This window comes from Streptomyces sp. TRM49041 (assembly GCF_008271805.1).
Lineage (GTDB): Bacteria > Actinomycetota > Actinomycetes > Streptomycetales > Streptomycetaceae > Streptomyces.
The window spans coordinates 142,554-155,639 of sequence record NZ_VSRY01000165.1; the positions used below are offsets into that span (position 1 = coordinate 142,554).

Sequence of the window (13,086 nt, forward strand, 5' to 3'; positions counted from 1 at the left end):
CGGTTGCGCCATGAACATCTGCGTCTTCCTCTCCGCCGCCGACCTGCACGAGCGCTACACCGGCCCCGCGCGCGAGTTCGCCGGACTCCTCGCCAAGGGCGGCCACACTCTCGTCTGGGGCGGTTCCGACGCCGGTCTCATGAAGGTCGTCGCCGACGCCGCGCAGGCGGCGGGCGGACGGCTCCTCGGCGTCTCGGTGGACTTCCTCTCCCACAAGGCGCGCCCCGACACCGACGAGATGGTCGTCACCAAGGATCTCGCCGAACGCAAGGCGCAGATGCTCGCCCGGGCCGACGCGATCGTCGTCATGGTCGGCGGCACCGGCACGCTCGACGAAGCCACGGAGATCCTGGAGCTGAAGAAGCACGGCCTGCACACCAAGCCGGTCGTGCTGCTCAACACGGCCGGTTTCTACGACGGCCTGAAGCAGCAGTTCCGCCGCATGGACGAGGAGGGCTTCCTGCCGCTGCCCCTCACCGACCTGGTCTTCTTCGCCGAGGACGGCGTTTCGGCGCTGGCCTACCTGGAAGAGGTCGCCGGGATTCGCTAGGTGCCGGGGTGCGAGCATGGCTGCCATGACCACACATCTGATCACCGGCGCCGGCTCCGGCATCGGCGCGGCCGTCGCCCGCCGCCTCCACGCGCGCGGGGACGACCTGATCCTGGTGGCGCGGGACGCCGGACGCGCGAAGGAGCTGGCCGGCCGCTACCCCGGCGCCGGCACGCTCGTCGGGGACCTCGCCAACCCGGACCGGCTGTCCTGGGCGTTCTCCCACCAGACGCTGCCCGACCGGCTCGACACGCTGCTGCACATCGCCGGCGTGGTGGACCTGGGCCCGGTCGGAGAGCTCACCACGAAGGCATGGCGCACGCAGCTCGACGTGAACCTGGTCGCCCCGGCCGAGTTGACCCGGCTGCTTCTGCCGCAGCTGCGCGTCTCCCAGGGCCATGTCGTCTTCGTCAACTCCGGCTCCGGGCTCCGCGCCAACGCCGACTGGTCCGCGTACGCCGCCTCCAAGCACGGCCTCAAGGCGCTCGCCGACGCCCTGCGCGCGGAGGAGCACGGCAACGGCGTCCGCGTCACCTCCGTCTACCCGGGCCGCACGGCCAGCCCCATGCAGGCCAAGGTCCACCGGCAGGAGGGCAAGGCGTACCACACGTCCGGCCTCATGGACGCCGAGTCGGTCGCGACGACCCTCCTCATGGCCATCGACCTGCCGCGTGACGCGGAGGTCCAGGACCTGACCGTCCGCCCGGGCCGGTAGGCGGCTGCGCGTACCCTTCCCGGGTGAGCGAGAACAACCACAGCGACGAGATCAACTGGGGTCCGGCCACGGGGGTCGGGTCGATGCCGGGCGGCGACGCGCGCGAGGCGGCCAAGGCCGTGACCGGGTCCTTCGAGGACTTCGTCCACCTTCCCGAACTGCCCGCGCGCGGCCCGGGCGCCGACATGATCGGGCGGACGGCCGGGCTCCTCGTCGAGGTGTACGCGCATGTGGAGCCGAGCGGCTGGCGGATCAGCGACCGGCCCGGCCGCGACACCCGCCGCGCGCACGCGTGGCTGGGGGAGGACCTCGACGCGCTGGAGGAGTTCACCCAGGGCTACGAGGGCCCGCTGAAGGTCCAGGCCGTCGGGCCGTGGACGCTCGCCGCCGCGCTGGAACTGCGCGGCGGCGAGGCCGCGCTCGGCGACCCAGGGGCCTGCCGTGACCTGGCGGCGTCGCTCGCCGAAGGGCTGCGCGGACACCTCGCGGAGGTACGCCGCCGGGTGCCCGGCGCCCGGCCGGTGCTCCAGCTCGACGAGCCGTCCCTCACCGCCGTGCTGCGCGGGCAGGTCAGGACCGCCAGCGGCTACCGCACCCACCGCGCCGTCGACCGCCAGACCGTCGAGAGCGCCCTGCGCGATGTGATCGGTGTCCACGACGGGCCCGCCGTGGTGCACTCCTGCGCCCCCGACGTGCCGTTCGCGCTGCTCCGCCGGGCGGGTGCGGCGGCCATCTCGTTCGATTTCGGGCTACTCACCGAGCGTGACGAGGAGGCGATCGGGGAGGCCGTCGAGGGCGGCACGAAGCTGTTCACCGGCACGGTGCCCTCCACGGACAGTCGATTGTCAGAACCTGCCGGTAGCGTCATGGGAGTCAGGACGCTGTGGCGCAGGCTGGGGCTGAATCCGGGGACTCTCGGCGAGTCCGTGGTGATCACCCCGACGTGCGGTCTCGCGGGCGCTTCGCCCGGGTATGCCCGCCGTGCGCTGGCGCACTGTGTCAAGGCGGCGAAGTCCCTCGCGGACAACCCTGAGTAACGGGAGGATCGACGTGGCTGTCGAACAGCACGACCAGCACGACGTGGTGCCGGCGGATGCCCGGGAGGAGCACGCCAGGCTTGCCGAGAAGGTCGAGGAGCACCGCTTCCGGTACTACGTGAAGGATCAGCCGGTCGTCAGCGACGCCGACTTCGACCGGCTCCTGCGCTCCCTGGAGCAGCTGGAGGAGCGGTATCCCGAGCTGCGCACGCCCGACTCGCCGACCCAGAAGGTGGCGGGGGCGTACGCGACGGAGTTCACGGCCGTCCAGCACCGCGAGCGCATGCTCTCCCTGGACAACGCGTTCGACGACGAAGAGCTGGCCGCGTGGGCGGAGCGCGTCGCGCGGGACGTCGGCGCGGCGGACCACCACTTCCTGTGCGAGCTGAAGGTCGACGGCCTGGCCGTGAACCTCACGTACGAGAAGGGCAGACTCACGCGCGCGGCGACCCGCGGCGACGGCCGGACCGGCGAGGACATCACGCCGAACGTGCGGACGATCTCCGACATCCCGGACCGGCTGGAGGGTGACCGGATCCCGGACCTGGTCGAGATCCGCGGCGAGGTCTACTTCCCGATGGAGAAGTTCGAGGAGCTGAACGCGCGTCTGGTGGCCGCGGGCGACAAGCCCTTCGCCAACCCGCGGAACGCCGCGGCCGGTTCGCTCCGCCAGAAGGACCCCCGCGTCACGGCCACGCGCCCGCTGCACATGGTGGTGCACGGCATCGGGGCGCACGTGGGACTCTCTCTCGACCGCCTTTCCGAGGCGTATGAGCTGCTCCGCGGGTGGGGCCTGCCGACGGCCCGGCACAACAGGGTGGTCGACAGCCTGGACGGCGTACGGGAGTTCATCGCGTACTACGGCGAGCACCGCCATTCGGTGGAGCACGAGATCGACGGGGTGGTCGTCAAGCTGGACGAGATCCGCCTCCAGGGGCGGCTCGGCTCGACCTCGCGCGCCCCGCGCTGGGCCATCGCGTACAAGTACGCGCCGGAGGAGGTCAACACCAAGCTGGTCGACATCCGCGTGGGGGTGGGCCGCACGGGCCGGGTCACGCCGTACGCGCATGTGGAGCCGGTCACGGTCGCGGGCTCGGAGGTCGAGTTCGCCACGCTGCACAACCAGGACGTGGTGAAGGCCAAGGGCGTCCTCATCGGCGACACGGTGGTACTGCGCAAGGCCGGTGACGTCATCCCGGAGATCCTCGGGCCGGTCGTCGACCTGCGGGACGGCGGCGAGCGGGAGTTCGTCATGCCCTCCGAGTGCCCCGAGTGCGGGACCCCGCTGAAGCCGATGAAGGAGGGCGACGTCGACCTGCGCTGCCCGAACGGCCGGACCTGCCCGGCCCAGCTGCGGGAGCGGCTGTTCTACCTGGGCGGACGGCGGTGCTTCGACATCGAGAGCTTCGGCTATGTGGCGGCCGCCGCGCTGACCCGCCCGCTGGAGCCGGCCGACCCGCCGCTGGCCGACGAGGGCGACCTGTTCGATCTGACGATCGAACAGCTGCTCCCCATCAAGGCGTACGTCCTGGACCAGGACAGCGGGCTGCCCAAGCGCGACCCCAAGACGGGTGAGGAGAAGGTCGTCACGGTCTTCGCCAACCAGCAGGGTGAGCCGAAGAAGAACGCCCTCGCGATGCTCAGGAACATCGAGGAGGCGAAGCAGCGCCCGCTCGCCCGGGTCATCACGGCCCTGTCGATCCGCCATGTCGGCCCCGTCGCGGCGGAGGCGCTGGCCCGCGAGTTCCGCTCCATCGACCGCATCGAACAGGCCACCGAGGAGGAGCTGGCGGCCGTCGAGGGGGTCGGACCGACCATCGCCGCCTCTCTGAAGCAGTGGTTCGAGGAGGACTGGCACCGCGAGATCCTGCGGAAATGGCGGGCCGCGGGCGTCCGGATGGAGGAGGAGAGCGCCGGCGAGGAGGAGGGCCCGCGCCCCCTGGAGGGGCTGGCGGTCGTCGTCACGGGCACGCTGCAGAACTTCACCAGGGATGGCGCAAAAGAGGCGCTCCAGAGCGTCGGAGCAAAAGTGACCGGTTCCGTTTCAAAGAAGACGTCCTTCGTGGTGGTCGGTGACAACCCGGGTTCCAAGTACGACAAGGCCATGCAGCTGAAGGTTCCGGTTCTGGACGAGGACGGCTTCGCCGTCCTGCTGGAACAAGGCCCCGACGCAGCCCGTGAAGTGGCCGCACCCGTCGAACAGTAGGGCGAGAACAGGCCGGAAATCGTCACCCGTTCAGCGCATACCAGACGGATAAGGGTGGCCGGGTCGCATTCGGGCAAGAGCTGTAGAGCGCTGCCCGTCGAAGCCCTCCGCGGCCTACTGTTGAGACGTGCGCCTGTCGTGCACGGCTGCGTTGGGGAAGTCCAGTCGTGGTGGCATGACAACAGGCCATCACGAGGCAGAGGCAACGGCACCGCCGGCTGTGAGAGGGACGGAATGAAACCGACCGAGAGTGCCGATCCGGTCGTACGACCGCGCACGCAGGCGCCCTTCACGGCGCCCTTCGCGGCCGCCTACGAGGGCGTCCTCGCCAGGCTGCCCGTCATCGTGGTGACCCTCGCGGGCGTCGCCCTCACCACCGGCTTCTACCGCGCCGTGAGCCATGGCCACGCCCTCTTCCCCGGCGGCACCACCGGCTGGTCCCTCGCCGTCCTCACCGGCATCGTCGTCGGCCACCTCGTGGCCCTCGGCCGCGACCGCTGGTGGGGCGGCACCGGCTCCGGCGCCGCCCTCACCCTCGCCGTGCTTCTCCTGTACGGCTGGGTGCCCGCCGGGCTGGTCAGCCTCGCCGTCGTCGTCCTCGTCAGCGCCGCCCGCAGGCACCGCTGGCGACAGGGCCTGCTGCACGGCGCCGCCGACATCCTCGGCATCGGCGCCGCCGCGCTCGTCCTCGCCGCCTTCGGCGACGTCCCGTCCGTCGAACGGCCCTGGGAGCCCCTCGAATGGGGGATCGCCGCCGTACCGGAAGTCTCGCTCGCCGCGGGCACCTACCTGGTGGTGACCCGTCTCGTCCTGTGGTACACGCTCGCCCCGCAGACCGGCGGTCTGCCCACCGCCGCCCGCACCGCGCTGCTCCGGCAGGGCCTCGTCGCCGTCGCCCTGCTCGGCATCGCCCCGCTCATCTGCGTCGTCGCCGTCTCCCTGCCGGTGCTCCTGCCGCTGTTCGCCGTGCCCTTAATCGCCCTCGACTCCACGATGTGGATCGCCCGAGCCCGCGCCGAGGAACAACTGCGCGACCCGCTCACCGGGCTCCCCAACCGCCAGTGGCTCCTGGAGCGCACCTGGTCCGCCCTGGAGGCGGCCGAGGCCGACGGCGTCCGCACCGCGCTCGTCCTGATCGACCTCGACCGCTTCCGGTCCGTCAACGACACGCTCGGTCACCTGGCGGGCGACCGGCTGCTCCTCCAGATCGCCGAGCGGCTGCGTCTCGCCCTGCCCCGAGGGGCCGAGGCCGCGCGGCTCGGCGGCGACGAGTTCGCCGTCCTCCTCCCGACCGCCGACTCCACCACAAGCGCCCAGCGCATCGCCCGGCACCTCGCCGCCGAGCTGTCCTCGCCGCTCGACCTCGACGGGCTCACGCTCGTCCTGGAGGCCAGCGCCGGCGTCGCCGTCTTCCCCGACCACGCCCTGGACGCCGAGGGGCTCCTCCAGCGCGCCGACGTCGCCATGTACCAGGCGAAGCGGGACCGTACGGGCGTCGAGGTGTACGAGTCCAAGCGCGACTCCAACACCCCCGACCGGCTCGGCCTCCTCGGCGACCTGCGCCGCGCACTCGACGCGGGCGAGGTCGAGCTTCACTACCAGCCCAAGGTCCGCTTCGACGGCCATGTCGCGGGCCTGGAGGCCCTCGTCCGCTGGGTCCACCCCGAGCGCGGCCGGGTCCCCCCGGACGAGTTCATCGCCATCGCCGAGTCCTCCGGCCTGATGCCGCATCTCACCGAGTACGTCCTGGAGACCGCGCTCGGCCAGGTCGCCAAGTGGCGCTCCCAGGGCCTCGAGGTCCCCGTCGCGGTCAACGTCTCCCCACGCGATGTCCACAGCCCGGGCTTCGCCGGCGCGGTCGCAGCCCGCCTGGCCCGGCACGGCGTCCCCGCCGGAGCCCTCCAGCTGGAGATAACGGAACACGTCCTCCTGGAGGACCCCCAGCGCGCCGCCGACACCCTCGCCGGGCTGACCGGCCACGGCGTGAAGATGTCCCTGGACGACTTCGGCACCGGCTACTCCTCCCTGGTCCACCTCCGCCGCCTCCCGGTCAGCGAACTGAAGATCGACCGCTCGTTCGTCGCCCGCCTCGCTGTCGACAACGAGGACGCGGAGATCGTCCGCTGCACCGTGGACCTGGCCCACTCCCTGGGCCTCCTCGTCGTCGCCGAGGGCGTCGAGGACGACGAGACCTGGGAGCGCCTCCGCGACCTGGGCTGCGACGCCGTCCAGGGCTGGCTCGTCGCGGCGGCGATGCCGCCCAACGAGACCACGGCCTGGCTCCGCGCACGGGGCGAACGCGGCTGGCACCGGCCCGCCGCGGCACTCCCGCCGTCCCCGTCCGACGAGCCGTCGAGCCACCCGGTCACGTAACCGCAGCGCAAACCGTTTCACAGGCATCGCCACCCGACCCATAGGATTGGGCCAAAACCCACAACACTCACCCCTGAGGATCGCTGCATGCCTGGCATCACGCGCGAGGAGGTCGCTCACCTCGCCCGGCTGGCACGTCTGGAGCTGTCCGGCGACGAGCTCGACCACTTCGCCGGACAGCTCGACGACATCATCGGCGCGGTCGCCCGCGTCTCCGAGGTCGCCGACCAAGACGTCCCGCCGACCTCCCACCCGCTGCCGCTGACCAACGTCATGCGCGCGGACGAGGTCCGTCCGTCGCTCACCCCCGAGCAGGCGCTCTCCGGAGCCCCCGCACAGGAGCAGCAGCGTTTCAAGGTGCCGCAGATCCTGGGGGAGGACTGACCGACATGACGGACAGCACCATCATCAAGCTCACCGCCGCCGAGATCGCGGCGAAGATCGCGTCCGGCGAACTCACCGCCGTCGAGGTCACCGAGGCCCACCTCGCGCGCATCGCCGCCGTCGACGAGAAGGTCCACGCCTTCCTGCACATCGACCGCGAGGGAGCCCTCGCCCAGGCCCGCGCCGTCGACGAGAAGCGCGCGCGCGGCGAGAAGCTCGGTCCGCTCGCCGGCGTGCCGCTCGCCCTCAAGGACATCTTCACCACGCGGGACATGCCGACCACCGTCGGCTCCAAGATCCTCGAGGGCTGGCGCCCGCCGTACGACGCGACGCTCGTCAAGAAGCTCCGCGCCGCCGACGTCGTCATCCTCGGCAAGACCAACATGGACGAGTTCGCCATGGGGTCCTCCACCGAGAACAGCGCCTACGGCCCGACCGGCAACCCCTGGGACCTCACCCGGATCCCCGGCGGCTCCGGCGGTGGCTCCTCCGCCGCCCTCGCCTCCTACGAGGCCCCGCTCGCCATCGGCACCGACACGGGCGGTTCCATCCGCCAGCCGGCCGCCGTCACCGGCACGGTCGGCGTCAAGCCGACGTACGGCGGCGTCTCCCGCTACGGCATGGTGGCGTTCTCCAGCAGCCTCGACCAGGGCGGCCCCTGCGCCCGTACGGTCCTCGACGCGGCCCTCCTCCACGAGGCCATCGCCGGGCACGACCCGATGGACTCCACCTCCATCGACGCCCCGGTCCCGGCGGTCGTCGAGGCCGCCCGCAACGGCTCAGTCGCCGGTCTGCGCGTCGGTGTCGTCAAGCAGTTCCGCGGCGAGGGCTACCAGGCCGGTGTCGTCCAGCGGTTCGACGAGGCCGTCGAGCTCCTCAAGGAGCTGGGCGCCGAGGTCGTCGAGCTGGACTGCCCGTCCTTCGACCTGGCGCTCTCCGCGTACTACCTGATCGCGCCCTCCGAGTGCTCCTCCAACCTCGCCCGCTTCGACGGCCTGCGCTACGGCCTGCGGACCGGCGACGACGGCACGCGCTCCGCCGAGGACGTCACATCCCTCACCCGCGAGGCCGGCTTCGGCGACGAGGTCAAGCGCCGCATCATGCTCGGCACTTACGCGCTCAGCTCCGGCTACTACGACGCGTACTACGGCTCCGCGCAGAAGGTCCGCACGCTCATCACACGGGACTTCGAGAGGGCCTTCGAGCAGGTCGACGTGATCGTCAGCCCGACCACCCCGACCACCGCCTTCCCGATCGGCGAGCGCGCCGACGACCCGATGGCCATGTACCTGGCCGACCTCTGCACCATCCCGACCAACCTGGCCGGCAACGCCGCCATGTCGCTGCCCTGCGGCCTGGCGCCCGAGGACGGCCTGCCCGTCGGCCTGCAGATCATCGCCCCGGCCATGCGGGACGACCGCCTCTACAAGGTGGGCGCCGCGGTCGAGGCCGCCTACGTGGCACGCTGGGGCCACCCGCTGCTGGAGGAGGCTCCGTCGCTGTGAGCGCACTGACCAAGGCCAAGGGCTTCAAGAAGTCGAGGGCCGGTACGTACCTGTCCATCGGCACCACCGCGTTCGGCGCGCTGAGTGTGATCAAACAGGCCCGCAAGGCCCGCTCCGAGCACGACACGCTGCAGCTCGTGGACGCCGTCGTGTCCGCCGCTGCCATCGTCACCGGCCTCGCCATCCTGGTGCGCGAACTGAAGCGCATCGGTGACGACGACGTCCTGTTCGGCTGAGAGGGAATGTTTCACCGTGACCGTCACGACTGACCTGGTGTCGTACGAGGACGCCCTCGCCACCTACGAGCCCGTCATGGGCCTGGAGGTGCATGTCGAACTCGGCACCAAGACCAAGATGTTCTGCGGCTGCTCCACCGAGCTGGGCGCGGACCCGAACACCCAGACCTGCCCGGTCTGCCTCGGCATGCCCGGCGCGCTCCCCGTCGTCAACGCGACCGGCGTCGAGTCCGCCGTCAAGATCGGACTCGCGCTGCACTGCGAGATCGCCGAGTGGTGCCGCTTCGCCCGGAAGAACTACTTCTATCCGGACATGCCGAAGAACTTCCAGACCTCCCAGTACGACGAGCCGATCGCCTTCAACGGCTACCTGGACGTCCAGCTGGAGGACGGGGAGGTCTTCCGCGTCGAGATCGAGCGCGCCCACATGGAGGAGGACACCGGCAAGTCGACCCACGTCGGCGGCGCCACCGGCCGTATCCACGGCGCGCAGCACTCCCTCCTCGACTACAACCGCGCGGGCATCCCGCTGATCGAGATCGTCACCAAGCCGATCGTCGGCGCCGGTGACCGCGCACCCGAGGTCGCCAAGGCGTACGTCGCCGAGCTGCGCGCCCTCATCCGGGCCCTCGGCGTGTCCGACGCCCGCATGGAGGTGGGCCAGATGCGCTGCGACGTGAACCTGTCGCTGCGCCCCATCGGCACCGAGAAGTTCGGTACGCGCAGCGAGACGAAGAACGTCAACTCGCTGCGGTCGGTCGAGCGGGCCGTCCGCTACGAGGTCCAGCGGCACGCCGCGGTCCTCCTCGGCGGCGGCACGATCGTCCAGGAGACCCGCCACTTCCACGAGGACGACGGCTCGACCACGTCAGGCCGGGTGAAGGAGGAGGCCGAGGACTACCGGTACTTTCCGGAGCCCGACCTCGTGCCGATCGCCCCGTCCCGCGAGTGGGTCGAGAAGCTCCGCGCCGGCCTGCCCGAGCTGCCCCGGGTGCGCCGCGGCCGGCTGCGCGAGGAGTGGGGCATCTCCGCGCTGGACATGCAGTCGATCCTGAACGCCGGCGCCATCGACCTGATCGTCGCCACGGTCGACGCGGGCGCCCCGGCCGACCAGGCCCGCAAGTGGTGGATGGGCGAGCTGTCCCGGCACGCCAACGAGTCCGGTACGTCCCTGGACCAGCTGCCGATCACCCCGGCGCAGGTCGCCCGGGTCACCGAGCTCGTCACATCCGGCGACCTCAACGACAAGCTGGCCCGCCAGGTCATCGTGGGTGTCCTCGCGGGTGAGGGCGACCCGGACACCGTCGTCGAGAAGCGCGGCCTGAAGGTCGTCTCCGACGAGGGCGCGCTGGGCGCGGCCGTCGACGAGGCCATCGCGGCCAACAGCGCCATCGCGGACAAGATCCGCGGCGGCAAGGTCGCGGCCGCCGGCGCGCTGGTCGGAGCGGTCATGAAGGCCACCCGTGGCCAGGCCGACGCGGCCCGCGTCCGTGAGCTGATCCTGGAGAAGCTGGGCGTCAGCGAGGGCTGAGAATCCCGTACGCGTGGGGCGGTGCACCGGACTCCGGTGCACCGCCCTCCGTGTTTCCCTTCCCCCCGGGGCCTCCTCACGGTGTTGTGAGTCAGGCCACGAAAGGGGCAAAGGATCTCTTTTCGCTGTCAGAGTGGCTGTCAAGCAGGTCATGTGTTCTTCCGGGAGGCTCCCGGCGATGAACCACGAACCCCTCAGGGAGCGAACCCTTTGGCAGCCCTCGCACGGTGGTGTCTTCACCACCGACTCGTCGCCGTACTGCTCTGGCTTGCCGCGTTCTGCGGAGTCACGGCGGCCTCGGCTGTGGTCGGGTCCGCGTACTCCAACGACTACGAGGTCCCCGGCACCGAGTCCGGCAGGGCCACGGCCCTCCTTGAGGAGACGTTCCCCGGCCAGGGCGGCGACAGCGGCACCATCGTCTGGCACACCGAGCGCGGCAGCGTCCGCGCCGAGGGCGTCGAACAGCGCATGACCACCATGCTCGACAAGGTCGCCGACCTCCCGGGCGTGGTCGCCGTCACCACCCCGTACGCCTCCACCGAGGCCGCCCGCGAGGCCGAGGCGTCACAGCCCGCCCAGTCGTCCCAGACGTCCGCGCAGGCGCCCGCCAAGGCGGCCGAGGCGGCGGCCGAGGCGTCCGACGCGAAGAGCGGACAGATCAGCGAGGACGGCCGCACCGCCTACGCCACGGTCACCTTCGACGAGCACGCCGAGGACATCCCGCAGGAGCAGGCCCAGGCCCTCGTCGACACCACACGCGCCGCCGCCGGCGACGGCGTGCAGGTCGAGGTCGGCGGCTCCGTCGCCGCGCTCACCGAGAGTGAGGGCTCGCACACCGCCGAGATGGTGGGCGTCGCGGTCGCCGCCGTGGTGCTCTTCCTCGCCTTCGGCTCCCTCGCCGCGAGCGTCCTGCCGATCGCCACGGCCCTCGTAAGCGTCGGCACCGCCTACTCCGGCATAGCCCTGCTCAGCCACCTCATGACCGTGGCCGACTTCGCCCCGATGCTGGGCATGCTGATCGGCCTCGGCGTCGGCATCGACTACGCGCTGTTCATCGTCACGCGCCACCGCAAGGGCCTCAAACGCGGGCTCAGCGTCACCGAGGCCGCCCAGAACGCCGTCGCCACCACCGGCCGTGCCGTCGTCTTCGCCGGAGCGACCGTCTGCATCGCCCTCCTCGGCATGCTCATCCTGCGGCTCGGCTTCCTCAACGGCGTCGCCATAGCGGCGTCCCTCACCGTCGTCCTCACGGTCGCCGCCTCCGTGACGCTGCTGCCCGCCCTGCTGTCCCTGATCGGCATGCGGGCCCTGTCGCGCCGCGAGCGCCGCCGTCTCACCGAGCACGGCCCGGAGCCCGAGCTGCCCACCGGGTTCGCCGCCCGCTGGTCCGCGTTCGTCGAGCGCCACCCCAAGAAGCTGGGCGCCGTCGCCGCCGTCGTCATGCTGGTCCTGGCACTGCCCACGTTCTCCCTCCGCCTCGGCACCTCCGACCAGGGCAACGGCCCCGCGACATCCACCACCCGCCAGGCGTACGACCTGCTCGCCGACGGCTTCGGCCCCGGCGTGAACGGCCCGCTCACCCTCGTCGCCAAGCTGGACGGCGCCGGCGACCGCCTCGCCATGAACGAGCTGCCCGCCCAGCTCCGCACCACGGCGGGCGTCGAGTCCGTCGGCCCCGTCACGTACAGCGGCGGCGGCAACACCGCGGTCCTCACCGTCGTACCGGACTCCGCGCCGCAGTCCCAGCAGACCAGCGACCTGGTCGACCGGCTGCGCGGCGACGTCCTGCCCACCGCGGAGGCCGGCACGTCGCTCGACGTGCACGTCGGCGGCATCACTGCGGCCTACGACGACTTCGCCCAGGTCATCATCGGCAAGCTGCCGCTCTTCGTGGGCGTCGTCATCGCCCTCGGCTGTCTGCTGCTCCTGCTCGCGTTCCGGTCCATCGGCATCCCGCTGAAGGCCGCCCTGATGAACGTCGCCGCCGTCGCGTCCGCGTTCGGGATCGTCGTGGCGATCTTCCAGTGGGGCTGGGGCAGCGAACTGCTCGGCCTCGGCCGGGCCGGACCGATCGAACCCTTCCTGCCGGTGATCGCCGTATCGGTGCTGTTCGGGCTCTCCATGGACTACCAGGTGTTCCTGGTGAGCCGGATGTACGAGGAGTGGCGGGAGACCGGTGACAACCGGCGTGCCGTCCGGGTCGGCCTCGCCGAGACCAGCCGGGTGATCAACTCCGCCGCCGTCATCATGATCGCCGTGTTCCTCGCCTTCGTGCTCTCCGGCGACCGGGTCATCGCGATGTTCGGCATCGGACTCGCCGCGGCCGTCGCCCTCGACGCGTTCGTCCTGCGGACACTGCTGGTGCCGGCCCTGATGCACATGCTCGGCGGCGCGAACTGGTGGCTGCCGCGCGCCGTCGACCGGTGGCTGCCCCGGATCAGCATCGAACCCCCGGAGTCCCGCGAGCCCGCACGTGCGAAGATCCCCGGGCAGCGCACGAGCGGGGACGGAGAGCTCGTGCAGTGACCCGCCGGACCGGCGGGGGAGGG

General features: G+C 71.5%; 10 protein-coding genes. All 10 read left to right on the top strand.

The features are described 5' to 3' along the window. The first annotated feature begins 10 nt into the window (after window positions 1-10). The 10 genes from FVS66_RS28625 to FVS66_RS28670 all read left to right on the top strand — a co-directional run bounded on the left by FVS66_RS28625 (window position 11) and on the right by FVS66_RS28670 (window position 13,063). Window positions 11-550, top strand: coding sequence for a TIGR00730 family Rossman fold protein (locus FVS66_RS28625; protein ID WP_149184125.1), 540 nt, complete (start codon window positions 11-13; stop codon window positions 548-550). A 25-nt stretch (window positions 551-575) separates the two neighbouring features. After that, the gene (locus tag FVS66_RS28630; RefSeq protein WP_149184126.1) at window positions 576-1,265 is read left to right on the top strand and encodes an SDR family oxidoreductase; all 690 of its coding nucleotides are present in this window, start codon (window positions 576-578) and stop codon (window positions 1,263-1,265) included. Between the two features lie 23 nt (window positions 1,266-1,288). Beyond that, window positions 1,289-2,302, top strand: a complete 1,014-nt coding sequence (locus FVS66_RS28635) for a methionine synthase (RefSeq protein ID WP_149184127.1) — start codon at window positions 1,289-1,291, stop codon at window positions 2,300-2,302. A gap of 13 nt (window positions 2,303-2,315) precedes the next feature. Next, a complete protein-coding gene (gene ligA / locus FVS66_RS28640; RefSeq protein ID WP_187645732.1) occupies window positions 2,316-4,508 on the top strand; it encodes an NAD-dependent DNA ligase LigA in 2,193 nt (730 codons plus the stop codon). A gap of 234 nt (window positions 4,509-4,742) precedes the next feature. Continuing rightward, window positions 4,743-6,881, top strand: coding sequence for a bifunctional diguanylate cyclase/phosphodiesterase (locus FVS66_RS28645; RefSeq protein ID WP_149184128.1), 2,139 nt, complete (start codon window positions 4,743-4,745; stop codon window positions 6,879-6,881). A gap of 87 nt (window positions 6,882-6,968) precedes the next feature. Then, the gene (gatC, locus tag FVS66_RS28650; RefSeq protein ID WP_149184129.1) at window positions 6,969-7,265 is read left to right on the top strand and encodes an Asp-tRNA(Asn)/Glu-tRNA(Gln) amidotransferase subunit GatC; all 297 of its coding nucleotides are present in this window, start codon (window positions 6,969-6,971) and stop codon (window positions 7,263-7,265) included. A gap of 5 nt (window positions 7,266-7,270) precedes the next feature. Further along, window positions 7,271-8,770 (top strand): Asp-tRNA(Asn)/Glu-tRNA(Gln) amidotransferase subunit GatA, encoded by a 1,500-nt coding sequence (gene gatA / locus FVS66_RS28655; protein ID WP_149184130.1) that lies wholly within the window; start codon window positions 7,271-7,273, stop codon window positions 8,768-8,770. Continuing rightward, window positions 8,767-9,006, top strand: coding sequence for a hypothetical protein (locus tag FVS66_RS28660; protein WP_149184131.1), 240 nt, complete (start codon window positions 8,767-8,769; stop codon window positions 9,004-9,006). The genes gatA and FVS66_RS28660 overlap by 4 nt, the downstream gene beginning before the upstream one ends. 16 nt (window positions 9,007-9,022) lie before the next feature. Beyond that, the gene (gene gatB, locus FVS66_RS28665; protein WP_149184132.1) at window positions 9,023-10,537 is read left to right on the top strand and encodes an Asp-tRNA(Asn)/Glu-tRNA(Gln) amidotransferase subunit GatB; all 1,515 of its coding nucleotides are present in this window, start codon (window positions 9,023-9,025) and stop codon (window positions 10,535-10,537) included. A gap of 210 nt (window positions 10,538-10,747) precedes the next feature. Continuing rightward, entirely contained in the window at window positions 10,748-13,063 is a 2,316-nt protein-coding gene (locus FVS66_RS28670; protein WP_149184133.1) for an MMPL family transporter, read from the top strand. The last annotated feature ends 23 nt before the right edge of the window (window positions 13,064-13,086 follow it).

Bases quoted from the DNA above. Each gene is read 5' to 3' on its own strand.
- FVS66_RS28625 (WP_149184125.1), top strand. From the start codon at position 11: ATGAACATCTGCGTCTTCCTCTCCGCCGCCGACCTGCACGAGCGCTAC.
- FVS66_RS28630 (WP_149184126.1), top strand. From the start codon at position 576: ATGACCACACATCTGATCACCGGCGCCGGCTCCGGCATCGGCGCGGCC.
- FVS66_RS28645 (WP_149184128.1), top strand. From the start codon at position 4,743: ATGAAACCGACCGAGAGTGCCGATCCGGTCGTACGACCGCGCACGCAG.
- gatC (WP_149184129.1), top strand. From the start codon at position 6,969: ATGCCTGGCATCACGCGCGAGGAGGTCGCTCACCTCGCCCGGCTGGCA.
- gatA (WP_149184130.1), top strand. From the start codon at position 7,271: ATGACGGACAGCACCATCATCAAGCTCACCGCCGCCGAGATCGCGGCG.